The organism is Shinella sp. NM-101 (genome assembly GCF_021401195.1).
Classification (GTDB): Bacteria; Pseudomonadota; Alphaproteobacteria; order Rhizobiales; family Rhizobiaceae; genus Shinella.
The window spans coordinates 157,025-183,077 of the sequence record NZ_JACBFT010000001.1; the positions used below are offsets into that span (position 1 = coordinate 157,025).

At 67.3% G+C, this 26,053-nt stretch carries 26 protein-coding genes; 16 read left to right on the plus strand and 10 right to left on the minus strand.

Annotation, left to right across the window (positions count from 1 at the left end):
• Nucleotides 1–28: 28 nt before the first annotated feature.
• Nucleotides 29–3,430, minus strand: coding sequence for a DUF3971 domain-containing protein (locus L0976_RS00785; protein ID WP_234185616.1), 3,402 nt, complete (start codon nucleotides 3,428–3,430; stop codon nucleotides 29–31).
• 148 nt (nucleotides 3,431–3,578) lie between these two features.
• Between L0976_RS00785 and L0976_RS00790 the strand changes: the two genes are divergently transcribed.
• The 5 genes from L0976_RS00790 (at nucleotide 3,579) to L0976_RS00810 (ending at nucleotide 8,415) form a co-directional block, all read left to right on the plus strand.
• Nucleotides 3,579–4,046 (plus strand): peroxiredoxin, encoded by a 468-nt coding sequence (locus tag L0976_RS00790; RefSeq protein ID WP_203319016.1) that lies wholly within the window; start codon nucleotides 3,579–3,581, stop codon nucleotides 4,044–4,046.
• Nucleotides 4,047–4,068: 22 nt separating this feature from the next.
• The gene (locus L0976_RS00795; RefSeq protein WP_234185617.1) at nucleotides 4,069–4,896 is read left to right on the plus strand and encodes a ferritin-like domain-containing protein; all 828 of its coding nucleotides are present in this window, start codon (nucleotides 4,069–4,071) and stop codon (nucleotides 4,894–4,896) included.
• A 98-nt stretch (nucleotides 4,897–4,994) separates the two neighbouring features.
• Nucleotides 4,995–6,275 (plus strand): M23 family metallopeptidase, encoded by a 1,281-nt coding sequence (locus tag L0976_RS00800; RefSeq protein WP_234185618.1) that lies wholly within the window; start codon nucleotides 4,995–4,997, stop codon nucleotides 6,273–6,275.
• 193 nt (nucleotides 6,276–6,468) lie between these two features.
• Nucleotides 6,469–7,968, plus strand: a complete 1,500-nt coding sequence (locus L0976_RS00805) for a DEAD/DEAH box helicase (protein ID WP_203319017.1) — start codon at nucleotides 6,469–6,471, stop codon at nucleotides 7,966–7,968.
• A 9-nt stretch (nucleotides 7,969–7,977) separates the two neighbouring features.
• Nucleotides 7,978–8,415, plus strand: coding sequence for an NUDIX domain-containing protein (locus tag L0976_RS00810; protein WP_234185619.1), 438 nt, complete (start codon nucleotides 7,978–7,980; stop codon nucleotides 8,413–8,415).
• Here L0976_RS00810 and L0976_RS00815 read toward each other — a convergent pair.
• The 7 genes from L0976_RS00815 to L0976_RS00845 form a co-directional block, all read right to left on the minus strand.
• Nucleotides 8,388–8,705, minus strand: coding sequence for a TfoX/Sxy family protein (locus L0976_RS00815; protein ID WP_203319019.1), 318 nt, complete (start codon nucleotides 8,703–8,705; stop codon nucleotides 8,388–8,390). The two genes, L0976_RS00810 and L0976_RS00815, sit on opposite strands and share 28 nt — an antisense overlap.
• Nucleotides 8,706–8,707: 2 nt before the next feature.
• Nucleotides 8,708–10,318 (minus strand): NTP transferase domain-containing protein, encoded by a 1,611-nt coding sequence (locus L0976_RS00820; RefSeq protein WP_234185620.1) that lies wholly within the window; start codon nucleotides 10,316–10,318, stop codon nucleotides 8,708–8,710.
• The gene (locus L0976_RS00825) at nucleotides 10,315–11,013 is read right to left on the minus strand and encodes an XdhC family protein (protein ID WP_234185621.1); all 699 of its coding nucleotides are present in this window, start codon (nucleotides 11,011–11,013) and stop codon (nucleotides 10,315–10,317) included. The genes L0976_RS00820 and L0976_RS00825 overlap by 4 nt, the downstream gene beginning before the upstream one ends.
• Nucleotides 11,013–11,339, minus strand: a complete 327-nt coding sequence (locus tag L0976_RS00830; protein WP_234185622.1) for an XdhC family protein — start codon at nucleotides 11,337–11,339, stop codon at nucleotides 11,013–11,015. The genes L0976_RS00825 and L0976_RS00830 overlap by 1 nt, the downstream gene beginning before the upstream one ends.
• 18 nt (nucleotides 11,340–11,357) lie before the next feature.
• Complete coding sequence (locus L0976_RS00835; protein WP_234185623.1) at nucleotides 11,358–12,596, minus strand: VWA domain-containing protein; 1,239 nt, start codon at nucleotides 12,594–12,596, stop codon at nucleotides 11,358–11,360.
• 3 nt (nucleotides 12,597–12,599) lie between these two features.
• Nucleotides 12,600–13,475 carry a MoxR family ATPase gene (locus tag L0976_RS00840; RefSeq protein ID WP_234186187.1) on the minus strand — a complete coding sequence of 292 codons (876 nt, stop codon included), beginning with the start codon at nucleotides 13,473–13,475 and terminating at the stop codon, nucleotides 12,600–12,602.
• 78 nt (nucleotides 13,476–13,553) lie between these two features.
• A complete protein-coding gene (locus L0976_RS00845; RefSeq protein ID WP_234186188.1) occupies nucleotides 13,554–14,006 on the minus strand; it encodes a flavin reductase family protein in 453 nt (150 codons plus the stop codon).
• A gap of 214 nt (nucleotides 14,007–14,220) precedes the next feature.
• On the opposite strand from L0976_RS00845, the gene L0976_RS00850 reads away from it, so the two are divergent.
• The 5 genes from L0976_RS00850 to purB all read left to right on the plus strand — a co-directional run bounded on the left by L0976_RS00850 (nucleotide 14,221) and on the right by purB (nucleotide 19,158).
• On the plus strand, nucleotides 14,221–15,297 hold the full coding sequence (locus tag L0976_RS00850) for an ABC transporter substrate-binding protein (RefSeq protein ID WP_234185624.1): 1,077 nt from the start codon (nucleotides 14,221–14,223) through the stop codon (nucleotides 15,295–15,297).
• Nucleotides 15,298–16,299 (plus strand): P1 family peptidase, encoded by a 1,002-nt coding sequence (locus L0976_RS00855; protein ID WP_234185625.1) that lies wholly within the window; start codon nucleotides 15,298–15,300, stop codon nucleotides 16,297–16,299.
• A 65-nt stretch (nucleotides 16,300–16,364) separates the two neighbouring features.
• Nucleotides 16,365–17,042, plus strand: coding sequence for a ribulose-phosphate 3-epimerase (gene rpe, locus L0976_RS00860; protein WP_234185626.1), 678 nt, complete (start codon nucleotides 16,365–16,367; stop codon nucleotides 17,040–17,042).
• The gene (locus L0976_RS00865; protein WP_234185627.1) at nucleotides 17,039–17,770 is read left to right on the plus strand and encodes a DUF2259 domain-containing protein; all 732 of its coding nucleotides are present in this window, start codon (nucleotides 17,039–17,041) and stop codon (nucleotides 17,768–17,770) included. Before rpe ends, L0976_RS00865 begins: the two co-directional genes overlap by 4 nt.
• Nucleotides 17,771–17,850: 80 nt before the next feature.
• Nucleotides 17,851–19,158: an adenylosuccinate lyase gene (gene purB / locus L0976_RS00870; RefSeq protein ID WP_234185628.1), complete on the plus strand. Its 1,308-nt coding sequence runs from the start codon at nucleotides 17,851–17,853 to the stop codon at nucleotides 19,156–19,158.
• 93 nt (nucleotides 19,159–19,251) lie between these two features.
• Here purB and L0976_RS00875 read toward each other — a convergent pair whose 3' ends face one another.
• A complete protein-coding gene (locus L0976_RS00875) occupies nucleotides 19,252–20,055 on the minus strand; it encodes a DUF2189 domain-containing protein (protein WP_234185629.1) in 804 nt (267 codons plus the stop codon).
• Between the two features lie 165 nt (nucleotides 20,056–20,220).
• Here L0976_RS00875 and L0976_RS00880 point away from each other — a divergent pair, with 165 nt between their 5' ends.
• Both L0976_RS00880 and L0976_RS00885 read left to right on the plus strand, forming a co-directional pair.
• Nucleotides 20,221–20,781 carry an alpha/beta hydrolase gene (locus L0976_RS00880; protein ID WP_234185630.1) on the plus strand — a complete coding sequence of 187 codons (561 nt, stop codon included), beginning with the start codon at nucleotides 20,221–20,223 and terminating at the stop codon, nucleotides 20,779–20,781.
• Between the two features lie 83 nt (nucleotides 20,782–20,864).
• Nucleotides 20,865–23,453, plus strand: coding sequence for a bifunctional diguanylate cyclase/phosphodiesterase (locus tag L0976_RS00885; RefSeq protein WP_234185631.1), 2,589 nt, complete (start codon nucleotides 20,865–20,867; stop codon nucleotides 23,451–23,453).
• A gap of 59 nt (nucleotides 23,454–23,512) precedes the next feature.
• Here L0976_RS00885 and L0976_RS00890 read toward each other — a convergent pair whose 3' ends face one another.
• A complete protein-coding gene (locus L0976_RS00890) occupies nucleotides 23,513–23,833 on the minus strand; it encodes a DUF1476 domain-containing protein (protein ID WP_203319032.1) in 321 nt (106 codons plus the stop codon).
• 204 nt (nucleotides 23,834–24,037) lie between these two features.
• Here L0976_RS00890 and purC point away from each other — a divergent pair, with 204 nt between their 5' ends.
• The 4 genes from purC to purQ are packed head-to-tail and all read left to right on the plus strand — an operon-like array spanning nucleotide 24,038 to nucleotide 26,017.
• On the plus strand, nucleotides 24,038–24,802 hold the full coding sequence (gene purC, locus L0976_RS00895) for a phosphoribosylaminoimidazolesuccinocarboxamide synthase (RefSeq protein WP_064330132.1): 765 nt from the start codon (nucleotides 24,038–24,040) through the stop codon (nucleotides 24,800–24,802).
• 28 nt (nucleotides 24,803–24,830) lie between these two features.
• The gene (purS, locus tag L0976_RS00900; RefSeq protein ID WP_203319033.1) at nucleotides 24,831–25,073 is read left to right on the plus strand and encodes a phosphoribosylformylglycinamidine synthase subunit PurS; all 243 of its coding nucleotides are present in this window, start codon (nucleotides 24,831–24,833) and stop codon (nucleotides 25,071–25,073) included.
• Nucleotides 25,074–25,091: 18 nt separating this feature from the next.
• Nucleotides 25,092–25,349: a hypothetical protein gene (locus tag L0976_RS00905; RefSeq protein ID WP_234185632.1), complete on the plus strand. Its 258-nt coding sequence runs from the start codon at nucleotides 25,092–25,094 to the stop codon at nucleotides 25,347–25,349.
• Entirely contained in the window at nucleotides 25,346–26,017 is a 672-nt protein-coding gene (gene purQ / locus L0976_RS00910; protein ID WP_234185633.1) for a phosphoribosylformylglycinamidine synthase subunit PurQ, read from the plus strand. The genes L0976_RS00905 and purQ overlap by 4 nt, the downstream gene beginning before the upstream one ends.
• Nucleotides 26,018–26,053 lie beyond the last annotated feature (36 nt).

Genomic DNA, 26,053 nt, shown 5'->3' on the forward strand with positions numbered 1-26,053 from the left:
GATCAAGGCCGCCTCCGGGCGGCCTTTTTCATTGGAACTCGAAGATGTTGCGGAAGACGCCCGGCGCGATGATCGACAGCGGGTTGATGGTGAGGTTCGGCCGGTCGAAGGCGCCGGACAGCTTGAAGGTGATGCCGATCAGGCCCCGGTCGTTGCCGTTGCCGAGGATGATGCCAATGATCGGCAGTTCGGCGAACAGCCGGTTGAGGCCGTAGGCCGGCATGAACGTCCCGGTCATGTCTGTCTGGCCGTTGGCGTCGCGCACGGTGCCCTGGAAGGTCGCCCCGACCATCTCGCCGCGCACCACGCCGTTTTCGAGGGCCAGCGCCCCGTTGCCGACGCGCACCTGGGCAAACCCGCGATAGAACTTGACGGCGCTCACGTCGATCTCGCGGCGGACGGCGTCGTTGAGGCTGCGGCCGCCGTCGCCGGCCGGCGTGGAGACCAGCGAGCGCAGCCGCTCCTCCCCGACCAGCGAGAAGTTGCGGATGTCGACCGAACCGAGCCAGCCGCCGTTCGCCCTCTGGCTGAGGCGGACATTCAGGAGGCCGCCGCGCATGTGGCGGTAGACGTCCGCAAAGCGCGCGATCGCGCCCGCATCGCCGCTCGTCAACTGGATGACGTCGACCGCGCCGTTGTTGGCAAGCTTCGCCACGACGGGCGCCCCGCCGCTCGTCACGGCGGAGAGATCCACGGACGATATGCGCTCCCCCGTGGCGGAATAACGGAAGTTCACGCCTGAAAGGCTCTCGCCGTTGAAACCGACCGCCCGCGACAGGTTGGCCTCCACGCTCACGTTCTGCTTTTCGCCGCCGCCACCCCCGCCGCCATTGCCGGTGGCATTCTTCAGCCGCGCCAGCACCTGGCGCAGGTCCGCCGCCTCGCCGTCGGCCACCACCCGGTAGCCGGACTTGCCGCGGTCGACCTTCAGCCGGAACCGGTCGTCCGCCGACAGGCGGACCGTGGAGAAGGTCGCCGAATCCAGCGCGGCGCCCCGGAACGCAAGGTCACCCGAGACGCTGAACCCCTCTCCGGCGAATCGGAAATCGGAGATGCGCGTCGTCCCCTCGGATTTCTCGGCCGTCAGCGTCACCTTGGCGCCGATGCCGGCCCCCTTCGTCCAGCCGAGCCACGGCACGGAAACGGCCGCCGCGCCAAGGTCGGCCTCGACCCGCTGCGGTCCGTCGCCCTCCTGCTCCAGGCGCACGGCGACCTCGCCCTCCAGCACGTCGTCGAGGCCCGGAAGAAGCTTGCGACGGTCCTTGTTGCCGAGCGTGCCGGAAAGCACGGTCTTGCGCGAAAGGCTCGCCGTCTTGCTCACCGGCTCGGTCAATTGAAGGTTGAGCGCCACCCCGTCGATGCTGGCCTTGGCGTCGAGGTCGGCGACCTGCGGGTCGATGGCAAGGAGGCCGCGCAGCCCGGTGACGGTGCGGCCGGCGACCGGCTTGCGCACGTCCACGTTATCGAGGGTCAATGCGGCGGTCCATTCGGGCGGCGGCGGATTGTGGGTGGCGATGACGCCGAAATGCGCCTTCACCTTGGCCTTCACGAGCCCGCTGAAATCCTCCGGCACGAAACCGGTGGCCGGCAGCGCGCGGATCGGCTTGTAGGTGACGAGCTCGGCGATGGCATCGGCATTGCCCGAAACGTCGATGTCCATGTCCGCCATCAGCGGCTTGGTGTAGTTGTCGGGCAGGACGAAGGTGCCGCCGGTCAGCGCCACGCCGCGGCCCGACGGGAAATAGGCCGTGCCGCCGGTAATCGCGATTTCCGTGCGCGGTCCGCGCAGGCGGAACGTTCCCGATGTATCGCGCAGCGGCGGGATTTCCCCCGCGACATTCATCCGCGCGCCCTCGATGTCGAAATCGATCTTCAGCTCGTCCGCCGCCAGGTGCATGGGCACGCCCGGCTCGCGCGGGCGGCCCTCGGCAAGGTAGAATTCGATGCGGCCGTTGGTGATGGTGCCGCCGAAGATGTTCTTCATAACCCAGCTACGCGCCGTCTTGCCCATCCAGAACGGCCAGAACTGCTTGACCGCCGAGGACTGCAGCTCGCTGGCCAGCATGACGAAGCTGACCTCCGGTTCGCGATCGCCGAATTTCATGGCGAGCGAGCCGGCGACGTTGCCCTTCTCGCTCGACACCGCCATCTCCTCGAAGAGAAGCTTCCGGGCCGCCGGCAGGTAGTAGCCGCTGACCTTGGCGTCGAAGCGGATCGGCTCCTCGCTGGAGTCCACGGGCCGGCTGACGGCGTTGCTGAAGACGAGGTCGATGGCAAAGCCCTTGTCCGGCTTGTCGGACACGCGGTCGAGATCGATGAGCCCGCCCGTGAAGGGAAAGTGCGAAACGCCCACGCTGGCGTCCTTCGAGGCGAGCTCGATGGATCCCTTGTCGAAATTGTAGACCGCCTGCATCGAGGACGGGCGCAGTTCGGCCGCTTCGCCGTCGCCATAGATCGCGCCGGCGGCGAACTTCACGTCGAGCGCGAGTTCCGGCTTCACGCCCTCGTCCTCCCGGCGCGCCCGGACGGCGACGTCCACCGTCGTGTCGAGGCCCGCATGCACCTCGCCTTCGGGCGTGTGGCTGAGGAAATGGTCGCCGAGCGCGATGTCGCGGATCGCCCCTTCGAGGGAATGCACCGAACCGCCGCCGGTCGCCGCCTTCAGGTCGATCTGGCCCTCCTTGCCGTCGAGCTCGAAGGTTCCCGCGATGGACATCGTACCCGCATCGTCGCGGGAGAACTTCAGGCTTGCGATCGACAGCACCAGGGGCCGGCCGGCCGGCCCCTCGAAGGTTGCCCCGAGATCGGAGATGCTGACCGTCTGCATCCCGTTGACGTCGATCAGGCGATTAACGCCGTCGAGTCGCTCGAAGGTCGTCCGCAGATAGTCGGGCACGTCGGAAATGCGCAGGCCCGCGAGATCGAGCGGCTTGCTCTTCGGCAGGAGCGCCGCGTTGAACGTCACCCCGTCCACGTCGAGCCGCGAGACGGCGATATGGCCGGTGGCGAGCGCCCAGGGATCGAGCACGATGCCGACGGCCTGGGTGCTGGCCAGCTCCTTGCCCGATTCGACCTCGATGATGCGCGCGTCCTCCGCCTTCAGCGCAAAGCCGCTGAAACCGGCAAGGCGCACGACCGTATGGTCGACGGAGGCCCGGTAGCGCGGCCCAAGCGCCTGGTTGAGCGCGGTGACGGCGCGGGCGTTCAGCGTGCTGTCGAACACCCCGGCCTCGACGAGGCCGACCGCCACGGCGCCGAGGAACAGCACGAGGGCGACGGCGGCAGCGGCGATGCGGCAGAGAATGCCGGTGCGGCTCGCCGAGACCGCATGCAGGAGGATCGGGTCATGCGCCTGCGCGGACGGCAGTTCGTGCAGCGGAACGATGTCCTGCTTGCGGAACACGACTTTCTCGCCGCGGATCTCTCCCATCTCGCGTCTTTTTCCTCTGCCCCTTGCGCCGCGTTATCCCACGCAATTGCCGCGCATCGCCCGCTCGACGCTGGACGATTCTGCCTGTCACTATATATCGGGAAGCCGTGTCCCTGACTCAAAAAGCCGGCCAAAGAAAGGAAATCCCATGGCAGAACTGGTTCCTGGTGCCGAAGCGCCCGATTTCACCCTCCCGCGCGACGGAGGCGGCACCATTTCGCTCTCGCAGTTCCGCGGGCGGCCCGTCGTCCTCTTCTTCTATCCGAAGGACGATACGGAGGGCTGCACCATGGAAGCCAAGGATTTCACAGCCGCCAGACCCGATTTCGATGCAGCCGGCGTCGCGCTCATCGGCCTGTCGCCCGACCCGGTCAAGAAGCACGACAAGTTCGTCCAGAAGCATGATCTCGCCGTCCCGCTCGCCTCCGACGAGGCGCTCACGACGCTGGAAGCCTATGGCGTATGGAAGGAAAAGAGCATGTACGGCCGCACCTATATGGGCGTCGAGCGGACGACCGTGCTCGTCGACGCGGCGGGCAGGATTGCCGAAATCTGGCCGAAGGTGAAGGTCAAAGGCCATGTCGAGGCTGTTCTCGAAGCCGCGAAGAAGCTTTAGATTTCAACAGCAAGGCATTGGAATGACGGAACTTCCCCATATCGAAAGCCTGCGCGGCGGCACCACGGCGGCAATCGCCGCCGCCGACCTCGACCTGAAGACCGCGCTGGCGCAGGAGACGGCCCGGCGCTGGTTCGCCCGCACGCTTTCGATGCGCTCGCCCCGCGATCCGGCGCTGCCGGCCCGGCCCGGGCGACCGCAAAAGCCGGAGCTCATTCCGCCGAAACACATGGAAAAGCGCTCGCTGCATACGCAGAAGGGCCGCATCGCCCTCCTCCACGCGCTCGCCCATATCGAGCTCAACGCCATCGACCTCGCGCTCGACATCGTCGCCCGCTTCACGACCGAGCGCGTACCGCATTCCTTCTTCGACGGGTGGATGCAGGTGGCGTTCGAGGAAGCCAGGCACTTCCGCCTCATCCGCGATCGCCTGCGCGATCTCGGTGCGGAATACGGCGACCTGCCGGCGCATGACGGGCTCTGGCAGGCCGCGCACGATACCCGCAACGACCTGACGGCCCGGCTTGCGGTCGTGCCGCTCATCCTCGAGGCACGCGGCCTCGACGTGACGCCGACGCTGCAGGCGAAGATGCGCGAGACGGGCGATCATGCGAGCGCCGACATCCTCGATATCATCTACAACGACGAGAAGGGCCATGTGGCGGTGGGCGCCAAGTGGTTCCGCTTCCTGTGCGCCCGCGAGAAGAAGGACCCGTCCGCAACCTTCAGGGAACTGGTGCGCACCAACTTCCGCTCGCCGCTGAAGCCGCCCTTCAACGACATCGCGCGTGCCGAAGCCGGGCTGACGCCGTCCTTCTACCGCTCGCTGGTTTCCGTGAGCCAGAGCTGATATTCGGGCGAAAAACCCGCCCGCCGAAAGGCTTTGTTAACCCTAACAATGTGTAATTGCTCCCATACGAGACCACAGAATCGGTCGGGGAGTCTTAAGTGGCGGAGCGTCCTGAAAACCGCATCTTCGGAAAGCGCGCGCAGCAGCATGTCGTGATCCTGGCGAGCGGCGACAAGATCCGCCACATGACCATCCGTCCCTGGATGGCCGCCGTCACGTTCTGTTTTGCCGGCATGTTCACGGTCGGCTACCTCGCCGCCACTTCCTACCTCGTGCTGCGCGACGACCTGATCGGCGCCACCATGGCGCGCCAGGCCCGCATGCAGCACGATTACGAAGACCGCATCTCCGCCCTTCGCGCCCAGGTCGACCGCGTCACCAGCCGCCAGCTTCTCGACCAGCAGGTCGTGGAGGAGAAGGTGGAGAAGCTGATGCAGCAGCAGCTCGCCCTTTCCGAGCGCCACGGCAAGCTGGATGCGCTGCTCAACCGCGCGGAAGACAGCGGCATCGAAGGCGCCGACGGCGTGCCCCTGCCCGGCGAAAAGCCTGTCGTGGACGGCCGGCGTGCCGATGCGGCCGGCGCGATCGACGCCATCATGGGCATCGCACCGCGCAAGACGACCGGGCTTGCCTATGCCTCGACCGGCGAATCGGTCGCCGACCGCGCCGACCGGCTGTTCTCCAAGGTCACGCTCTCGCTGAAGGACCTCGAGCACGAGCAGCTCGACCGCATCCAGTCGCTGACCGCCGGCGCCTCGGAAACGGCGGATGCGATCCAGACCATCCTGCGCCGCACCGGTTTCGAGGTCGCCGAGAACGCACCGCCCGAAAACGATTCGGACAGCGCGATCGGCGGCCCGTTCGTGGAGCCGATGAGCGCCACGAATGCCTTCGAGGAATCGATCAACGACCTCGATTTCGCGCTGGAGCGCCTCGACAGTGCGCGCCGGACGGCGCGCAAGCTGCCCTTCGGCAATCCCCTGCCCGGCAGCAGCATCACGAGCCGCTTCGGCAACCGCACCGATCCGTTCCTCGGCCGTCTCGCGCTGCATGCGGGCATCGATTTCCGCGCGAGTTCCGGAACGCAGATCCGCTCCACGGGCGCCGGCACGGTGCTGGTCGCGGGCCGCACCGGCGGCTATGGCAACATGGTTGAGATCGACCACGGCGACGGCGTGACGACGCGCTACGCCCACCTCTCGCAGGTGCTCGTCAAGCCCGGCGACCATGTGGAGATCAACGATCCGGTCGGCCTTTCCGGCACGACGGGCCGCTCCACCGGCCCGCACCTGCACTACGAAGTGCGCCGGAACGGCAAGGCGATCGACCCCATGCGCTTCCTCACCGCCGGCATGAAGCTGACGACCTACATGGATTGACGCAACGCAAGGACGATGCCCCCGGTGCGGCAAATTTGCCCGCCAGGCGCTTCAAATCGTTTGCCGTTTTACCAAATTCGCTGATTTCCTTGACTTTCCGGCACTTTCGGCATATGTGCGCTGCATCCTGGCGGCGATCTGGCCGTTGCAACCCATTGCGTTCGCAAGAACCGGAACGGAAACTGTTTCCCCTTTGACCACTTTTGCTGATCTTGGCCTGAGCCCGAAAGTCCTGTCCGCCGTCACCGATGCGGGATACACGATCCCGACTCCCATCCAGGCTGGCGCCATCCCGTCGGCGCTCGCCCGGCGCGACATCCTCGGCATCGCCCAGACGGGCACCGGCAAGACCGCCTCCTTCGTGCTGCCGATGCTCACGCTGCTCGAAAAGGGCCGTGCCCGCGCCCGCATGCCGCGCACGCTGATCCTCGAGCCGACGCGGGAACTGGCCGCGCAGGTCGCGGAGAACTTCGAGAAATACGGCAAGAACCACAAGCTCAACGTGGCGCTGCTCATCGGCGGCGTTTCCTTCGACGAGCAGGACCGCAAGCTGGAGCGCGGCGCCGACGTCTTGATCTGCACCCCCGGCCGCCTGCTCGACCACACCGAGCGCGGCAAGCTGCTGATGACCGGCGTGGAAATCCTCGTCATCGACGAAGCCGACCGCATGCTCGACATGGGCTTCATTCCCGACATCGAGCGCATCGCCAAGCTCATCCCCTTCACGCGCCAGACGCTCTTCTTCTCGGCCACCATGCCGCCGGAAATCCAGAAGCTGGCCGACCGCTTCCTGCAGAACCCGGAGCGGATCGAGGTGGCACCGCCCTCCTCCACCGCCAAGACCGTGACGCAGCGCTTCGTCGCCACGCACGGCAAGGACTACGAGAAGCGCGCGACGCTGCGCGACCTCATCCGCGCGCAGGACGACCTGAAGAACGCCATCATCTTCTGCAACCGCAAGGTCGACGTCGCCGATCTCTTCCGCTCGCTCGACCGCCACGGCTTCTCCGTCGGCGCGCTGCATGGCGACATGGACCAGCGGGCCCGCACGACGATGCTGGCCAACTTCAAGGAAAACAAGCTGACGCTCCTCGTGGCATCCGACGTCGCCGCCCGCGGGCTCGACATCCCGGACGTGAGCCACGTCTTCAACTTCGACGTCCCGATCCATGCCGAGGACTATGTCCACCGCATCGGCCGCACCGGCCGTGCCGGCCGCTCGGGCGCCGCCTTCACCCTGGTATCCAAGCGCGACGGAAAATTCGTCGATGCCATCGAGAAGCTGATCGATATGAAGATCGAATGGCTGAACGGCGGTATCGAGGACCTGCCGCAGCAGGCCGAGAGCGAAGAGCGCGAACGCCCGCGCGGCGGCCGCGATCGCGGCGGTCGTGACCGCGACCGCGATCGTTCCCGCGGCCGCAAGAGCGAGACCCGTGCGCCAGAACCCCGCATCGAGACCAGCGAGACCGAAGAGAAGGTGGAAGCCGTGAAAGCTGAACGCAAGGCGGAAGGGCGGCCGCAGACTCCCGCCCGCAATTCGCGCGCCGCAAACCATGCCGCGCCGCGTCCGGCCAACGACGACAGCCGCGACCGTCGCAACCGCTACCGCCGCGACGACGATGACGGCCCGACGCCGCTCGGCTTCGGCGACGAGGTCCCGGCTTTCATGCTGATCGCCGGCAAGGCCTGATCCGCATCCGTGTCCATTCCCGGCATCGACGTGCCAGGCCTCGGTTGCGGCCTGGCCATTTTGCGTGAGGGCAGGCTTCTGCTCTACCGGCGCCTGCGCGCGCCGGAAGCCGGCTCCTGGAACATCGTCGGCGGCAAGGTCGACCATATGGAGCGCGCCGCCCACTCCGCCCGACGCGAGGCGGAGGAAGAATCGGGCCTCGCCATCGGCGCCGTCGATCTGCTGTGCGTTTCCGAACAGATCATCGAGGAGGAGCGCCAGCATTGGCTCTCGCTCATCTACGTGACCGAGGATTTTGCCGGCGAACCGCGCGTGATGGAGCCGGAAAAGCTGCCGGAATTCGGCTGGTTCCCGCTCGGTGCCCTGCCCTCGCCGCTCTCGCGATTCGCCGCCGATGCCGTGCGTGCCCTTGGCGCGCGTCACTTGGCCCGCAACGCCGCCTCGTAGGCCCGCCGCACCCAGACGCCCATCTCGTCCGGATCGTCGAAGGCCTCGTCCGGGATCGACCAGTAGGGCATCTTCACCGGCTTCCCGTTCCGGCCCTCATAGCACCATTGCCGGCTGCCGGCGGCTTCGAAAGCCGGTCCGCTTTGCGCGTCGGCCTTCAAGAGGATTTCGCCGTGCAGTTCGAGCGCCAGGATGCGGCCCTGGTGATAGATGCCCTTGCCGCCGAACATGCGCCTGATCGTGACCGGCCCCAGCGCCTGAAACATCTCCTCGATCGCGTCCCGATCCATGCCTACCCCCTCAGCACGCCGCCGGCGGCGACGACCGCCTCCGGCGTATCCACGTCGATATGCGCCGCATCGCCGATCTCCACGTCCACCACGTCAAGTCCGGCGCTCTCGACGATATGCCGCGCGCCGACATCGCCTTCGAGCTGGAGGACGGCCGGAAACGTGGAGCGCGGCAGCACGACGGGATTGCCCCGCTTGCCGCCCGAGACCGCACGCACGATGGCATGCCCGCCGGCCGCGACAAAGGCATCGAGCAGGCGGCGCATGTCCGCCGCGGTGACATGGGGCATGTCCGCCAGCATCACCATGACCCCGTCGCAGCCCGGCCCGAGCGCCGAGATGCCGGCCCGCAGCGAGGTCGACATGCCCTGCGCATGATCGGGATTGCGCACCACCTCCAAGCCGAGCCCGGCAAGCTCCGCCTCGACCTCCCCGGCGCGGTGCCCGGTCACGACGAGGACCCGCGCGGGCCTTGCCGCCAGCGCCGCCTCCGTCGAGCGGCGGACAAGCGCCTTGCCGTCGAAGGCGGCGAGCAGCTTGTGGCTGCCCTGCATGCGGCTGGCGCGGCCGGCCGCCAGGACCAGCACCGCGACGGAGAGCGCCCGCTCCGGCATACGCATGTCGCGCGGCTGCGGCCGGCCCGGAATTTCTGCAAGAAGACCGCCGACGCCCATGCCGGTGATCTCCCGCGCCCCCGGCCTCTCTCCGGCGAAGATGCGCGCGAGAACCCAATCGAAGCCGTTTTCCTTCGGGCTGCGCGCGCAGCCCGGCGCACCGAGCACCCGCACCGTTCCGATCCGCCCCAGCACCAGCAGGTTGCCCGGGTCCACCGGCATGCCGACATGCTCGACCACGCCGCCGGCCGCGCGGATCGCGGCGGGGATCACGTCGTTCGTATCGGTCACGGCCGAAGCGCCGAAGACGACGACAAGGTCGTTCTCTTCGGCGGAGCGCCGGACGGCATCGGCGACGGCGTCCGCCCGGTGCGGCACGCGCATCTCGCCCGCCAGCCGGCTGCCGGACGCCGACAGGCGCTGTTCGAGGAGCCGCCGCGTCTTGTCCATGACGGAAACCTTGAGGGTCGGCAGAACAGTGGCGACGAGGCCGACGCGATGGGCCGTGAAGGGCTTCACCTCCAGCGCCCGGCTCGACGCCAGGACGGCGGCGGCGGCGCGCGCGAGAGCGGCGGGAACGGCGAGCGGAATGATCTTGATCGTCGCCACCATGTCGCCCGCCGTCACGCCGGCGTGATCCGGCAGGGTGGCGATGGTGATGGCGGGATCCACCCGGTTGAAGCGATCGATCGCCGCACGGTCGGCGACGAAGAGACCGCTTTCCCGCGCATGCACGTTGATGCGGCCCGTGACCGGCGGCGTGAAGGCAAGGTGATCCGGCGTGATGGCCGCGGCAATCAGCGCGGCCGCCTCGTCCTCGCCGACATCGCCCGCCTCCAGGCGCACGGCGACGACGGTCGCCACACCAGCGGCAACGAGCGCCGCCCGGTCCTCTTCCGTCAGGACGCGCCCCTTGTGCAGCGAGAGGCCCTCGGCGCGCACGCCATGCGCCAGCCGCGCACCGACCGCCTCGCCGACGGGTATCTCCCCGAAGATCATGGCCCGGCCCCGTGCAGGGGGCGGCGGCGCAGATGCTGGATGATGTCGGCCAGGATCGCGGCGGCGATCTCCGCCGGGTTCGCGGCGCCGATGTCCAGGCCGATGGGGGCGGAGATGGCGGCGATCTCCGCCTCGCCATGCCCCAGCGCCTTCAGCCGCTCGATGCGCTTTGCATGGGTCTTCCGGCTGCCGAGCGCGCCGACATAGAAACAGCCGGCGGAAAGGGCCTGCGACAGGGGAAAATCGTCGATCTTCGGATCGTGCGTGACGGCGGCAAGCGCCGTGTAGGCATCGAGCGGGCGGGCCTTCAGCGCATCCTCCGGCCAGTCCGCCACGAGGTCGATGCCGGAAAAGCGCTCCGGCGTGGCGAAGGCCGTGCGCGGATCGATGATCACGACGTCGAAGCCGGCGATCGTCGCCATCCGCGCCAGCGCCTGGCTGATATGGACCGCACCGATCACGACGATGCGGGCGGGCGGCAGGTGCACGTTGAGGAAGAACGTCCGCTCGTCCGCCTCCACGACCCCGGACCTGCCGGAGCGGAAGGCGGCGGCGATGGCCGCGCCGAGCGGCCCGGCGACGAGGTCGCCCTCGCGGATCACCCGGTCGCGCCCGTCGCCGAGATCCGTCAGATGGATCACGGCACGGCGTGCGGCGCGCTCCCGGTTCAGCTTGCGCAGCAGATAGGGATCCATCAGCCCACGCGCTCCACATAGACGCGGATGCGCCCGCCGCACGAAAGGCCGACGCGCCAGGCGGTCTCGTCGGCGACGCCGAATTCCAGCATGCGCGGCTCGCCGTCGCCGATCACCTCCATCGCCTCGCCGATGACGGCCCCCTCCACGCAGCCGCCGGAGACGGAGCCGTGGAAATTGCCCTCGCCATCGATGACCAGATGGCTGCCGACCGGTCGCGGCGCCGAGCCCCAGGTCTCGACCACCGTGGCGAGCACCACCATGCGGCCGTCATCCATCCAGCGCTCCGCGACCGTCAAAGGGTCCAGCACGTCATTCGTCTCCATCGCCTCCTCCTCGTTCCCTCATGCAGCCGGCAGGAAGCGCCGCGGGTCGCCGGTGCCGCGGCGCGCCTCGCCGGACAGTGCCGCCACCAGATCCGCCATGGCTTCGAGATTGTGCACCGGGCGCAGTTCGTCCACATGCGGCAGCATCGCCCTCACCCCGCGCGCCCGCGCCTCGAAGCCCTCGAACCGCAGGAGCGGATTGAGCCAGACGAGCCGCCGGCAGGAGCGGTGCAGCCGGTCCATCTCCTTTTCGAGGAGATCGGTGTCCTCGCGCTCCAGCCCGTCGGTGATGAGCAGCACGACGGCACCCTGCCCCAGCACGCGGCGCGACCAGAGCCGGTTGAACTCCTTCAGCGTCTCGCCGATGCGCGTGCCGCCGGACCAGTCGCTCACCGTCCGGCTGCACGCCTCCACCGCAAGGTCGGGATCGCGGTTGCGCATCTGGCGGGTGACATTGGTAAGCCGCGTGCCGAACAGGAAGGCATGGACGCGGCGGCGGTTTTCGCCGAGCGCATGCAGGAAGTGCAGGAAGATGCGCGTGTACTGGCTCATCGAGCCGGAAATGTCGGCAAGCACGACGAGCGGCGGGTACACGGTCTTCGGCGCGCGGTGGCGCGGCAGGATGAGCGCGCCGCCGGTGCGCATGGCATGGCGCATGGTGGCGCGGGCATCGATGGCGACGGGGCGGCTGCTGCGGCGGAAGCGGCGCGTGCGCACCTCGTCCATCGGCAGGACGAGACCGGCAATCGCCCGCTTGGCCGCGGCAAGCTCAGCGGCCGTCATCTGCGCGAAGTCCGTGCGGCGCAGAAGCTCGCTGCCCGACGCGGTGAAGCGGGCGTCGATCTCGATATCCGGTTCCTCGCGCGGCGGACGCCGGTCCTCCCGCCCGCCGAGAAGCGCGTCGGAGACGCGGGTTTCCCCCGCCTTGCGCCTGTCCCGCTCCTCGTGCCGCGCCACGACGGGCGACATCAGCGCGATCATCTTGCCGACGAGATCGCGCGACCGCCAGAACAGGCGGAAGGCCTCGTCGAAGACGGCGTCGTCCTCATGGCGCTTGACCAGCGTGGCGTGGAGCGCCGTGTGGAATTCCTCGCGCCCGCCGATGCCGATGGCCTGCACCGCCTCGATGGCGTCCGTCACGGCCGCCGGGCCGATGCGAAGCCCGGCCTTGCGCAGCACGCGGGCGAAATGCACGATATTGTCGGCAAGCCGCCCGTCGGCGGCCCCTGGAATCCCGCTGCCGCCCGCCGTCGCCATCGCTCACCCCGCCTCCGCCAGGCCGGCTTTCACCGCGTCGAGCAGCCTGCGGCCCTCGGCACCGTCGATGCGGGCGATGTCGTCCTGGTATTTCAGCAGCGTGCCGAGCGTGTCGGAGACCGTCTCCGGGTCGAGCGCCAGCCGGTCGAGTTCGGTGAGCGCTGTCGCCCAGTCGATGGTCTCGGCAACGCCGGGATTCTTGAAGAGGTCGAGCGTGCGCAGCTTCTGCACATAGGCGACCACCTGCCGGGAGAGCGCCGCGTTGCAGCCCGGCACCTTGCGCCGGACGATCTCCAGCTCCTGCGCGGCTGCGGGATAATCGACCCAGTGATAGAGACAGCGCCGCTTCAGCGCATCGTGCACCTCGCGGGTGCGGTTCTTCGTGATGATGACGATGGGCGGCTCGGCGGCGCGGATCGTGCCGAGCTCCGGCACCGTGACCTGGAAATCCGAGAGCACTTCCAGAAGGAAGGCCTCGAAGGCCTCGTCGGTCCGGTCGAGCTCGTCGATGAGGAAGACGGGCGCGCGCGCGTCCGGCGCGGAAAGCGCCTGCAGCACCGGGCGGCGGATCAGGTAGCGCTCGGAGAAGATGTCGGCCTCGATGCGGCCGCGGTCCGTGGTACCGGAAGCTTCCGCCAGGCGGATTTCCAGCATCTGCGCCGGATAGTTCCACTCGTAGACCGCCGAGGAGATGTCGAGGCCCTCGTAGCATTGCAGGCGGATCAGCGGCCGGTCCAGGGCTGAGGCCAGCACCTTGGCGATCTCGGTCTTGCCGACCCCGGCCTCCCCTTCGAGGAAGAGCGGGCGCTTCATGCGCAGCGACAGGAACAGCACCGTCGCGAGCGACCGGCCGGCAAGGTAGTTCCCCGCGGACAGCATCTCCACGGTCTCGTCGATGGATTGCGGGATCTGTCCGCGTCGATAGGGCACGCCACTCCTCCAGTCCGGAGAATGAACTTATAGCGCGCGGTAGCCCCGGTCCATATAGAGAAGCGCCGGTTTGTGATCGCCGAAGGAAATGTCCATCACCTCGCCGATGAGGACGATATGCGTCGCCATCACCCTGGCCTCGACGATACGGCAGTCGAAGGCGGCCAGCGCGCCCTCCAGCACCGGCGCGCCCGTCACCAGCTCCTGCCAGGCACCCATGGCGAAGCGCTCCTGCGAGCTCAGCGCGGGGTCGCGGCCGGAAAAGGCGTTGGCAAGGTCGATCTGGTCGGCGGCGAGCGTGTTCAGCGCGAAGCGGCCGCTCTTCTGGAAGATCGCGTTCTTCGGGTTGGAGGCGTTGACGCAGGCGAGCAGCATCGGCGGGTTGTCCGACACCGAGCAGGCGGCGGTGATGGTCACGCCGCGCCTTTCACCCTCGTGTGCCGTCGTCACGATCTGCACATGGCCGGCATAGCGGCTCATGGCATCCCGGTAAAGCGACGAATCCACCACCAATCTGTCCAACACTGCATTCTCCTTTGACCAAGGAAATACATGGCGAAAATGAAGAAAAATGTAACCCCTGAAGTCCAATTTTCTGTCTTGCCCAAGACGGGCAGGACTTTCGCGGATATTTCCCTTTGACGCCCGGGGCGCGATCCTTACAAAGGGCGGGATCGCGATCCATGGATTGAGAATGAAACCCGCTTTCCTTGCCAGTCTCTTCGCTGCGTCCGTGCTCGCGGCCTCGCCCGCCGCTGCCGCCGGTCTCACCATCGCCGTCGTCGCGCCCGGTGAAGGGCCGCTGGCGATCCTTGGCCGGCAGGTGCGCGACGGCGCCCGATTTGCCGCCGAGGCGGCCGGCGATACGGTCGTCGAGATCACCGAGGCCTGCGACGAGACCGACGGCGACGGCATTGCCAGGCAGATCCTCGCCGCGAACGCGTCGGCCGCCGTCGGCTTCCTCTGCACGGAAGGGCTTTCCGCCACGCTTCCGGCGCTTGCCGAGGCGAACGTGCCGGCCGTCACCCTCTCCGTCCGCTCCGGCATCCTGATGGAGGATGCGCTGAAGAAGGGCTGGCCGCTCTTCCGCCTTGCCCCCAGCCCGAAGGCGGAGGCGGACAAGGCGGTCGAGGTCATCACCCGCGACTGGAAATCCGAATCCTTCGCCCTCATCGACGACGGCACGATCCATGCCCGCGAGCTGGTCGAGGCGGTGCGCCTCGCGCTGGAGGAGGTCGGCATGAAACCCGCCTTTGTCGACACCTTCCGCCCCGCGCAGGAACAGCAGCTCACCCTCGTGCGCCGCCTTGCCAAGACCGGCGTCACCCATGTCTTCGTCGGCGGCGACCGGACGGATGTCGCAATCATCGCCCGCGACGCGAAGGCCGAGAAGAAGCCGCTCGCCCTTCTCGGCGGCGAAGCGCTTGTCGGCGCCGATCCCGTCGTGCCGATGACGGACGGCGTGGAGGCCGTCGCGCTGCCCGACTACCAGTCCCTGCCGGAGGGCGAGCCGGTCGCCGGGGCCATGGCGAAAAAGGACATCGTCGCCGAAGGCTACGTGCTTCCCGCCCATGCCGCCGTGACGGCGCTTGCGGCCGCGGCGGCGGAAGGCGGCGACCTCACCGCAAGGCTTGCGAACGGCCGTTTCGCGACGGCCATCGGCACCCTCGCCTTCGGCGCGGACCACGAGCTCAGGGAAAACCCCTACCGCCTGCTCGTCTGGCGCGCCGGCGCCTTCGTGCCAGTGGAAACGGCTGCGGAAAGCGACTAGATGGCGCCCGGCCCGAAAAACCTGATCACCGACGTCGCCGGCCTCAAGGTCGGCAACGCCACCGATCCTGCATTGCGCTCCGGCGTCACCGTGGTCGTCTGCGACGAGCCGGCGACGGCGGCCGTGCAGGTGCTCGGCGGCGCGCCCGGCACGCGCGAGACGGACCTGCTGGAGCCGCACAACACCGTCCAGACGGTCGATGCGCTGGTGTTGTCCGGCGGCTCGGCCTTCGGCCTCGATGCCGCCTCGGGCGTGCAGGCGGGCCTGCGCGAGGCGGGGCGCGGCTTTGCCGTCGGCCCCCACCGCGTGCCCATCGTCCCCGCCGCCATCCTCTTCGACCTCATGAACGGCGGCGACAAGGACTGGGGCCGCTACCCGCCCTATCGCGAGCTCGGCTACGAAGCGCTCGCCAATGCGGTCGGAACCTTCGAGACCGGCAGCGCCGGCGCCGGCACCGGCGCCCTGACGGCGACGTTCAAGGGCGGCCTCGGCTCGGCCTCCAGCGTGCTGGAAAACGGCGTCACGGTCGGCGCGCTGGTGGCGGTCAACGCGCTCGGCTCGGCCACCGTCGGCGACACGCGGCATTTCTGGGCGGCCCCCTTCGAGGAGGACGGCGAGTTCGGCGGGCTCGGCCTGCCCGTCCCCTTCCCGGCCGATGCGCGCATCCCGCGCACGAAACTGTCGCCACGGCCGGCCGGCGTGGAGAACACCACCATCGCCGTCATCGCCACCGATGCCGTGCTGACGAAGGCGGAGGCCAAGCGCCTCGCCATCGCGGCCCATGACGGATTGGCTCGCGCCCTCTGGCCGGCACATACGCCGCTCGACGGCGACCTCGTCTTCGCGCTCGCGACCGGCAGAAGCGGCCAGGCGCCGGCACCGGAGGATTTCATCGGGCTTTGCGCCGCGGCGGCCTCGACGATGGCCCGCGCCATCGCCCGCGGCGTGCACGACGCCGCGCCCATGGCGGGCGACGTGCTGCCGAGCTGGGCGGCACGGTAATTCGCCGTTGTTCCCCCCTGCCGGGAATGATATGGCGACGCCAGATTTCTTGCCAGGAGCCTGACATGACCCTTCCCATCCGGATCGCGCCCTCCATCCTCGCCGCCGATTACGCCAGGCTGGGCCAGGAAGTGGGCGACGTCGTCGCGGCCGGGGCGGACTGGATCCATCTCGACATCATGGACGGCCATTTCGTACCGAACATCTCCTTCGGCCCGGATGTCATCAAGGCGCTGCGCCCGCATACCGACGCCTTCTTCGACTGCCACCTGATGATCGCCCCCGCCGATCCCTATCTCGAAGCCTTCGCCAAGGCGGGCTGCGACGGCATCACGGTCCACGCCGAGGCCGGTCCGCATCTCGACCGTTCGCTTCAGGCGATCCGGGCGCTCGGCAAGCGCGCGGGCGTGGCGATCAACCCGGCGACGCCCGAAAGCGTGCTCGACTATCTCCTCGACAAGATCGACCTCGTCCTCGTGATGACCGTCAATCCCGGTTTCGGCGGCCAGAAGTTCATTCCGGCGATGGAAGAAAAGATCCGCCGCGTGCGCGCCATGATCGGCGAGCGGCCGATCGAGCTGCAGGTCGACGGCGGCATCACCGTCGATACGATCGCGCTGCCGGCCTCGGCCGGCGCCAATGTCTTCGTCGCCGGTTCCGCCATCTTCGGCGGCGGCCATGTCGAGGCCTACCGCAAGACGGTCGAGGCCCTGCGCGGCAATGCGGAGGGGGCGCGGGCGTGACGACCTCGGGAAGAGCGGCCATCGTTCTTGCGGCCTATCTTTTGGCGGCGGGCGCGCAGGCGGGCGATTTTTCCACCTTCCAGTCCCTCGGCTTCTCGCCGGACGGCAAGGTCTACGCCTTCGAGGAATTCGGTATCCAGGACGGCTCGGGCTTTCCCTATTCCAACGTCTATTTCATCGACACGGAAAAGGACGCCTACCTTCCCGGCACGCCGATCCGCGTGCGCATCGACGACGAAGCGGCCGGCATCGCCAAGGCACGCGCGGAAAGCCGCGACAAGGCGAAGGCGCTCGCCGACACATATGACGTGCTCGACAATCCCGGCGTGCTCGCCGCCCTCAACCCGATGGGCGAAGGCAATGTCGACAGGATGCGCATCGAATACGTCCAGCACGCCATCGAGCCGACGCCGGGCGGCAGCTTCGCCCTTGCACTGGAAGAAATTCCCCTGCCCCTGCCGGAAAAGTGCCGCGAGATCACGCCCGATGGCGGCAAGGGCTTCCGCCTGAAGCTCGTCAGGCGCGACGGCGAGGCCGCCGATACGGTGGTCCACGCGGATACGCGCATTCCCGAAAGCCGCAACTGCCCGCTCTCCTACCAGATATCCGGCGCGGTCACCTTCAACGCGTTCGATGTGAAACCGGTCCATGTCGCGCTCGTCCTCGTGCGCAGCTTCGGCTTCGAGGGCGCGGACGGCCGCTGGATCGCCGTGCCCTTCCGCCCGTAGGGCCGCCATGCGTTGAGCTTGCCGGCCATCTTTGCTAAAGCGGCGGCAATTCCCACCCTCCCAAGGAAAGTCTAGAGCCGATGATCCCTCGCTATTCCCGACCGGACATGGTCGCCATCTGGTCGCCCGAAACGAAGTTCCGCATCTGGTTCGAGATCGAGGCGCATGCCTGCGACGCGCTGGCCGAGCTCGGCGTCATCCCGAAATCCGCCGCCGAGACCATCTGGGAAAAGGGCGGCAAGGCCGAGTTCGACGTCGCCCGCATCGACGAGATCGAGGCCGTCACCAAGCATGACGTCATCGCCTTCCTGACGCATCTTGCCGAATTCGTCGGCCCGGACAGCCGCTTCGTGCACCAGGGCATGACCTCCTCCGACGTGCTCGACACGACCTTCAACATCCAGCTCGTGCGCGCCGCCGACATCCTCCTCACCGACATGGACCGCGTGCTCGCGGCCCTCAAGGCCCGCGCCTTCGAGCACAAGGACACGATCCGCATCGGCCGCAGCCACGGCATCCATGCCGAGCCGACGACGATGGGCCTGACGCTCGCCCGCTTCTATGCCGAGATGGACCGCAATCGCGCCCGCCTCGTCGCCGCCCGCGCGGAAATCGCCACCGGCGCGATCTCCGGCGCCGTCGGCACCTTCGCCAATATCGATCCGCGCGTCGAAGAACACGTCTGCGCCAGGCTCGGCCTCGTGCCGGAGCCGGTCTCCACGCAGGTCATCCCGCGCGACCGCCACGCCATGTTCTTCGCCACGCTCGGCGTCATCGCCTCGTCCATCGAGAACGTCGCCATCGAGATCCGCCACATGCAGCGCACGGAAGTGCTGGAGGCCGAAGAATTCTTCTCGCCGGGCCAGAAGGGCTCCTCCGCCATGCCGCACAAGCGCAACCCGGTGCTGACCGAGAACCTGACGGGCCTTGCCCGCCTCGTGCGCATGGCCGTCACGCCCGCCATGGAGAACGTGGCGCTCTGGCACGAGCGCGACATTTCCCATTCCAGCGTCGAGCGCGGCATCGGCCCCGACACGACGATCACCCTCGACTTCGCGCTGAACCGCCTTGCCGGCGTCATCGAGAAGCTGGTGATCTACCCGGACAACATGCTGAAAAACCTCAACAAGTTCCGCGGCCTCGTCCATTCGCAGCGCGTGCTGCTTGCCCTGACGCAGGCCGGCGTGTCGCGGGAGGACGCCTACCGCCTCGTGCAGCGCAACGCCATGAAGGTCTGGGAACAGGGCAAGGACTTCCTGGAGGAACTGCTGGCCGACGCGGAGGTGCGCGCGGCCCTCTCCGAAGAGGCGATCCGCGAAAAATTCGACCTCGGCTACCACACCAAGCACGTCGACACGATCTTCCGCCGTGTCTTCGGCACCGTTTGAAGCCTGAAAACGGCGATGGCGCCAGTGGCGCCATCGCTCCCCTCTGACGGACGGCCCCGCGCCCTCCTCCTGGCGCGTTCCGCCCGCGAACCGTTATCCCCGCTCGTCGACGACGATCTTCCTGTAGAGATGCCAGGTGGCATGGCCGAGGATCGGCATGATCACGGCAAGCCCGACGAAGAGCGGGATCGTGCCGACGACCAGCAGCGCCGCGACGATCAGGCCCCAGCAGGCGATCGGCACCGGATTGACCAGCGTGGCGCGCAGCGACGTCTCGATGGCGGCGACGACGCCGACATCCCGGTCGAGCAGGAGCGGAAAGGCGATCACGGTCGTCGCCAGCACGACGAGCGCAAAGCAGAAGCCGATGGCATTGCCGGCAAGCATCAGCAGCAGCCCGTTTTCCGAGCTGGAGACGGAGGCAAGGAACAGCGCAAGCGATTGCGGCGGTTCCGGCCCGAAAAGGCTGGTGTAGAGCATCTGCGCGAAGACCAGCCAGGCCACGAAAAGCACCATCAGCATCGCCCCGACGGCGAGGATCGACGGCAGCGCCGGCGAATGGCGCACCGCCAGCGCATGCCGCCAGGACGCCTCCATGCCCCGTTCGCGCCGGCGGCTGATCTCGTAGAGGCCGAGGGCGAAGAACGGCCCGAGCAGCGCAAAGCCGGCCACCAGCGGGAAGATCAGCGGCAGCATGTTGGCGCCGGAACTCCAGGTGACGAGCACGACGCCGCAGATCGGGTAGATGAGGCAAAGGAAGACGTAGTGGGACGGCTTGGCGCGGAAATCGTCGACGCCGCGCGCGAGCGCATCCCGCACATCGGAAAGCCCTATCCGCCGGATCGCCGGCCGCGCAACCGTCGCATCGGGGCCGGCCATGACATGAAAGGTCGCCATGTTACTCCTCCTTGCCGGTTTGAACCGTCACGGCATGCGTGGAGGGCGATCATGCGCCACCACGGCAGGCCGCGACTGGCATTGAAGAGCGCGAATCATACACCCGGAGGGCGGTTTTGTCCCACCCCCTTGACTTCAGCACTTCGTGAACGCACATGCGCCGGCATGAAAGTCTCGGAAGCAGATATCCTCTTCATTCCCGGTTACAGCAATTCCGGCCCCGACCACTGGCAGACCCGCTGGCAGTCCAGGCTCTCGACGGCACGCCGCGTGGAACAGGCGGATTGGGCCAAGCCCGTGCGCGAGGACTGGGTCAAGCGCGTCGTCGCGGACGTCGCGGCGGCGACGAAGCCGGTGGTGCTCGTTGCCCATTCGCTCGGCGTGGCGACGGCCATCCATGCCGTGCCGCATCTTGGCGACAAGGTCGCCGGCGCCTTCCTCGTCGCGCCGCCCGATGTCGCCAGCCCGGACATCCGGCCGAGGCACTTCATGACCTTCGGTCCCTATCCGCGCGATCCGCTGCCTTTCCCCTCCCTCGTCGTCGCCAGCCGCAATGATCCGTTCGGCACCTACGAGCACGCCGACGACATCGCCGCCGCCTGGGGGTCGCTGCTGCTCGACGCGGGCGAATCCGGCCATATCAACGCCGAATCCGGCCACGGTCCCTGGCCGGAGGGCACCATGGTCTTCGCCCAGTTCCTCAGCCGGCTGAAGGCGCCGGCCTGAGCGCTGCGCGCATCGCCATTAAGAGGAATTTCATAGAAATCCCGCACGCTGCGTCAGTTGAGTTCACAGCAGGCGCTGCATTCATGGCCAAACCGCACGGTTCGACCTCCATTGCCATGCGAGAAACGGAACACGAGCCGTTCTGGCGCCGGCTCTTCGCGCGGTCCGGATTCGGTTACGCCGCGCTCGACGCCAGGGGGCGTATCGTCGATGCGAACACGGCCTTCCTTAGGCCGTTCGCGGTCACCGCGGCGAGCGAGCTGCCGGACTTTACCGCCTGCGTCTCTCCCAGCGACCGTGCCGTTCTCGCCCTTGCCATGCGCCCGTCCGTGGCGGAACAGGCCCCCTGGGAAATCCGCCTGCAACGGCCGGACGGCGAGGAGTTCTGGGTGCTTGCCTCCTTCATCGAGCCGCCGTCGCTCTCCGAGACAAGCCCCGGCCCCGCCCTCATCGTGCAGACGCTCGACATCGACGAGCGCAAGCGCAATGCGCTGGAACTGGCGGAGCGGGAAAGCCGCTGGAATCATGCCCTCGAATCCGCCGGCCAGGGGGTCTGGGATCACGACTTCGCCCGCGGCGATCTCTTCTATTCCCGCCAATGGCGCGCGATCCGCGGCCTGCAGCCGGACGACCCGGTCGAAGCCTCCCTCGACGCCTGGATCCGGTCGGTGCACCCGGACGACCAGGCGCACGTTCTCGCGCAGATCGCCCGGCAGGAGACCGGCGAGGCCGCCTTCTCCATCTTCAGCTATCGCGAGCGGCACAGGGATGGGCGCTGGGTCTGGATCGAGAGCCGCGGCGCGGTCGTCGAATACGGCCCGGACGGCAGGCCGAGCCGCATCGCCGGCACGGATACCGACATAACCGAGCGCAAGGAGGCGGAAGAGCGCCTCGCCCAGATGTCCCGCCGGCTGGAGCTGGCGCTCGACATCTCGCGCATCGGCGTCTTCGAGGTCAACCTGCGCACGAACGAGGTGCGCTGGGACGACCGCATGATCGAGATGTACGGCCTGACGCAAGCGCCCGACAACGCCACATGGGAGCGTACGCTGCATCCCGAGGATGCGCCGAGGGCCCTGGCCAGGGTCAGCGATGGCATCCTCCATGGCCGGGATTTCGCGAACGAGTTCCGCATCGTCCGCGGCGACGGCGAGATCCGCCATATCCGCGGGCGCGCCGCACCCTATGTCGACATGACCGGCGTTCCCCGCCTCATCGGGGCCAACTGGGACGCGACCGACGACGTGCGGCTGCAGGAGGAACTGAAGCGCGCAAGGGATCTTGCCGAGGCCCGCAATGAGCAACTGGAGGCCGCAAGGGCCCGCATCGAATACACCGCGCTGCACGACCATCTGACGGGCCTGCCCAATCGCCGCTATCTCGACGCGGCGATCGAGGGGGCGGCGCAGGACGCGCGGCAGGCCGGAAGCCGGCTGGCCGTGCTGCATATCGACCTCGACCGCTTCAAGGAGATCAACGACACGCTCGGGCACGTTGCGGGCGACCGGATGCTCGTGCATGCGGCCAAGGTGTTGGGCGAGCTCAAGGGACCCGACGATTTCGTGGCCCGCATCGGCGGCGACGAGTTCGTCTTCGTTTCCGCCGGCTCGGCCGGCCGCAACCTTGCCATGCTGGCCGAGGCCATCGTGGAGGCCATGCGCAAGCCGGTCACCTTCAACGGCCATATCTGTCGCTTCGGCGCCAGCGTCGGCATCGCCAGCCAATCGGGCGCGGCCATCGACGCCCGGCAACTCCTCGTCAATGCCGACCTTGCCCTCTATCGCGCCAAGAACCGCGGCCGCAGCCGCCATGAATTCTTCACCAGCGACTTCCAGGCGCAGATCATCGTCAACAAGCAGACGGCGGACGACATCCTCTCCGGCATCGAGCAGCGCCGCTTCCTGCCGTGGTATCAGCCGCAGTTCTGCGCGCGCACGCTCGACATCTTCGGGGTCGAGACCCTGGCGCGCTGGGACCATCCGACCCGCGGCATCCTCACGCCCGACGCCTTCCTGAAGATCGCCGAAGACCTCGATTGCGTGGCGATGATCGACCGCACCGTGCTGGAAGCCTCGCTCGCCGACTTCGCCGAATGGGAAAGGCTCGGGCTCGGGATCGGCAAGATTTCGGCCAACGTCTCCTCCAAGCGCCTGCACGACCCGGAACTCGCCCATTCGCTGCGCACGCTGGACATCCGCCCGAAATCGCTGTCCTTCGAGCTGCTGGAATCGATCTTCCTCGACGACTGCGACCGCACGGTGCTGGAGAACCTCGCCGAAATGCGCAAGCTCGGCATCGATATCGAGATCGACGATTTCGGCACCGGCCACGCCTCCATCGTCAGCCTGATGAAGCTGCGTCCCCGCCGGCTGAAGATCGACCGCCAGCTCGTCAAGCCCGTGGTCCGCTCGCCCGGCCAGCGCAAGCTCGTCGGCACCATCGTGGAGATCGGCCGCTCGCTGAACATCGAGGTCATCGCCGAAGGGGTCGAAACGCCCGCCCACATCGCCATCATGCGCGATCTCGGCTGCGACATCCTCCAGGGCTACGCGCTCGCGCGGCCCATGCCGGCAGCCGCCATACCCGGCTTCGTGGAGCGCCAGGAATGGCGCGTGCACGCCGGCAACGCGCATGACCTCCAGAACGAAATCCGCCGCGCCATCAGCCACTAGAAACGAAAAAGCCGCCCGGCATGACCGGGCGGCCTCTCGAATGGGCGATATGGCGCCGGTCAGCCGGCTTCGAGCTGCGAGATGGCGACCGCCAGAAGCTCGATCATCTGCACGCGGATTTCGTCTTCCGTGCGGGCGACGCCGCCGGCGTCGAAATCGGCCTTGACCTTGCGCACGACATCCTCGTGGCCGACTTCCTCGAAATCGGCTGCGATGACCTCCTTGGCATAGGCGTCCGCCGCCTCGCCGGTCTTGCCGAGCAGGCCGGCAGCCCAGAGGCCGAGGAGCTTGTTGCGGCGTGACTCGGCCCTGAAGCGCAGCTCTTCGTCCAGCGCGAACTTGGCCTCGAAGGCCTTTTCCCGATCCTGTATGCTGGTCATCCGTAACTCCCGTAGATTCTTTCGCCCGCAGGCTTCCCCGCTCATAAATCAAAACACCGGCAAAAGTGCAATGCGAACTTTCGTGATGCCCGGAAAACAGGGGATCGGGTCTCACGGCGATTGTTAAACTGCGGCATTTCGTTTATGGGAGCGCAAACGATTGACACCTGCGCGACCCAAGCGCGCCAACAAAGAGAAAAATTCATGAACCGTCGCCGCCGTATCTACGAGGGCAAGGCCAAGATTCTCTACGAGGGTCCCGAGCCGGGCACGCTGATCCAGTTCTTCAAGGACGATGCCACCGCCTTCAACAAGAAGAAGCACGATGTCATCGACGGGAAGGGTGTGCTCAACAACCGGATCTCCGAGTACATCTTCACGCAGCTCAACAAGATGGGCATCCCGACCCATTTCATCCGCCGCCTGAACATGCGCGAGCAGTTGATCAAGGAAGTCGAGATCATCCCGCTGGAGGTCGTCGTGCGCAACGTCGCCGCCGGCTCGCTCTCCAAGCGCCTCGGCATCGAGGAAGGCACCGTCCTGCCGCGCTCGATCATCGAATTCTACTTCAAGGCCGACGCGCTCGAGGACCCGATGGTCTCCGAGGAGCACATCACCGCCTTCGGCTGGGCAAGCCCCCAGGAACTCGACGACATCATGGCGCTCGCCATCCGCGTCAACGACTTCCTCTCCGGCCTCTTCCTCGGCGTCGGCATCCAGCTCGTCGACTTCAAGATCGAATGCGGCCGCCTCTACGAGGGCGACATGATGCGCATCATCATCGCCGACGAGATCTCGCCCGACAGCTGCCGCCTCTGGGACATCGCCACCCAGGAGAAGATGGACAAGGACCGCTTCCGCCGCGACATGGGCGGCCTCGTGGAAGCCTACCAGGAAGTGGCCCGCCGCCTCGGCATCATCAACGAGAACGAGCCCGTGCGCGGCACCGGCCCCGTTCTGGTGAAGTAACACGTCTTCCAAGGATGGAATGAGAGACATGATCAAGGCACGCGTAACGGTTACGCTCAAGAACGGCGTTCTCGACCCGCAGGGCAAGGCCATCGAGGGCGCGCTCGGCAGCCTCGGCTTCGACGGTGTCGGCCAGGTCCGCCAGGGCAAGGTCTTCGACCTGGAGCTCCAGACCGCCGACCGCGCCAAGGCCGAAGCCGACCTCAAGGCCATGTGCGACAAGCTTCTGGCCAACACGGTAATCGAGAACTATACTATCGCCCTCTCTTAATGGTTGAGGAGACGGGCGATGGCTACCGTCGATGCCGATCTTGTCTGTGAAATCCTGAAGCGTATCCAGATCGACATTGCCCTGCTGAAGGAAGGCCAGCGCGACCTTCGTCAGGATAATCTCTCCATACGCAACCAGATTCACAGCATGCAGGGTGACATCAACAGTCTCCGCGGGACCTTCGCCCAAATGGACCAGCGTCTCGACCGTATCGAAAACCGCCTCGAACTGCGTGAACTCGCCGAGGCCCAGGCAAGGTTTGAAGAACACCCATGAAGTCCGCCGTCGTCCAACTTCCCGGCCTCAACCGCGATCGCGACATGATCGCGGCGCTGACCAAGATTTCCGGCAAGGCGCCGGTGACCGTCTGGCAGACCGAAACGGACCTGCCGGATGTCGACCTGATCGTCATCCCGGGCGGCTTCTCCTATGGCGACTACCTGCGCTGCGGCGCGATTGCCGCCCGCATGCCCGTCATGCAGGCGATCAAGGCGAAGGCCGAGGCCGGCGTGAAGGTGCTGGGCGTGTGCAACGGCTTCCAGATCCTGCTCGAAGCGGGTCTCCTGCCGGGCGCGCTGATGCGCAACGCCTCGCTGAAATTCGTCTGCCGCGAAGTGAAGCTGGAAGTGGCGAATGCCGAGACCGACTTCACCCGCGCCTATGACAAGGGCCAGATCATCCGCTGCCCGGTCGCCCACCACGACGGCAACTATTTCGCCGACGCCGGGACGCTGGCGGCCATCGAAGGCAACGGCCAGGTCGTCTTCCGCTATGCCGAAGGCACCAACCCGAACGGCTCTATCAACGACATTGCCGGCGTGATGAACGAAAAGGGCAACGTCCTCGGCCTGATGCCGCATCCGGAAAACCTCATCGAAGCCGCCCATGGCGGTTCCGACGGCCGCGGTCTCTTCGCATCGGTCCTCGACGTCATCGCTGCCTGAGGCAACCGGACGAAACCTGCCGGACGAGGGCGCCGA

Excerpts from the sequence above, each read along its gene's own strand:
- L0976_RS00785 (WP_234185616.1), bottom strand. The coding sequence starts at position 3,430 with ATGGGAGAGATCCGCGGCGAGAAAGTCGTGTTCCGCAAGCAGGACATC.
- L0976_RS00790 (WP_203319016.1), top strand. The coding sequence starts at position 3,579 with ATGGCAGAACTGGTTCCTGGTGCCGAAGCGCCCGATTTCACCCTCCCG.
- L0976_RS00795 (WP_234185617.1), top strand. The coding sequence starts at position 4,069 with ATGACGGAACTTCCCCATATCGAAAGCCTGCGCGGCGGCACCACGGCG.
- L0976_RS00815 (WP_203319019.1), bottom strand. The coding sequence starts at position 8,705 with ATGGATCGGGACGCGATCGAGGAGATGTTTCAGGCGCTGGGGCCGGTC.
- L0976_RS00820 (WP_234185620.1), bottom strand. The coding sequence starts at position 10,318 with ATGATCTTCGGGGAGATACCCGTCGGCGAGGCGGTCGGTGCGCGGCTG.
- L0976_RS00825 (WP_234185621.1), bottom strand. The coding sequence starts at position 11,013 with ATGGATCCCTATCTGCTGCGCAAGCTGAACCGGGAGCGCGCCGCACGC.
- L0976_RS00830 (WP_234185622.1), bottom strand. The coding sequence starts at position 11,339 with ATGGAGACGAATGACGTGCTGGACCCTTTGACGGTCGCGGAGCGCTGG.
- L0976_RS00835 (WP_234185623.1), bottom strand. The coding sequence starts at position 12,596 with ATGGCGACGGCGGGCGGCAGCGGGATTCCAGGGGCCGCCGACGGGCGG.
- L0976_RS00840 (WP_234186187.1), bottom strand. The coding sequence starts at position 13,475 with ATGCTGTCCGCGGGGAACTACCTTGCCGGCCGGTCGCTCGCGACGGTG.
- L0976_RS00845 (WP_234186188.1), bottom strand. The coding sequence starts at position 14,006 with ATGAGCCGCTATGCCGGCCATGTGCAGATCGTGACGACGGCACACGAG.
- L0976_RS00850 (WP_234185624.1), top strand. The coding sequence starts at position 14,221 with ATGAAACCCGCTTTCCTTGCCAGTCTCTTCGCTGCGTCCGTGCTCGCG.
- L0976_RS00855 (WP_234185625.1), top strand. The coding sequence starts at position 15,298 with ATGGCGCCCGGCCCGAAAAACCTGATCACCGACGTCGCCGGCCTCAAG.
- rpe (WP_234185626.1), top strand. The coding sequence starts at position 16,365 with ATGACCCTTCCCATCCGGATCGCGCCCTCCATCCTCGCCGCCGATTAC.
- purB (WP_234185628.1), top strand. The coding sequence starts at position 17,851 with ATGATCCCTCGCTATTCCCGACCGGACATGGTCGCCATCTGGTCGCCC.
- L0976_RS00875 (WP_234185629.1), bottom strand. The coding sequence starts at position 20,055 with ATGGCGACCTTTCATGTCATGGCCGGCCCCGATGCGACGGTTGCGCGG.
- L0976_RS00880 (WP_234185630.1), top strand. The coding sequence starts at position 20,221 with ATGAAAGTCTCGGAAGCAGATATCCTCTTCATTCCCGGTTACAGCAAT.
- L0976_RS00885 (WP_234185631.1), top strand. The coding sequence starts at position 20,865 with ATGGCCAAACCGCACGGTTCGACCTCCATTGCCATGCGAGAAACGGAA.
- L0976_RS00890 (WP_203319032.1), bottom strand. The coding sequence starts at position 23,833 with ATGACCAGCATACAGGATCGGGAAAAGGCCTTCGAGGCCAAGTTCGCG.
- purC (WP_064330132.1), top strand. The coding sequence starts at position 24,038 with ATGAACCGTCGCCGCCGTATCTACGAGGGCAAGGCCAAGATTCTCTAC.
- purS (WP_203319033.1), top strand. The coding sequence starts at position 24,831 with ATGATCAAGGCACGCGTAACGGTTACGCTCAAGAACGGCGTTCTCGAC.
- L0976_RS00905 (WP_234185632.1), top strand. The coding sequence starts at position 25,092 with ATGGCTACCGTCGATGCCGATCTTGTCTGTGAAATCCTGAAGCGTATC.
- purQ (WP_234185633.1), top strand. The coding sequence starts at position 25,346 with ATGAAGTCCGCCGTCGTCCAACTTCCCGGCCTCAACCGCGATCGCGAC.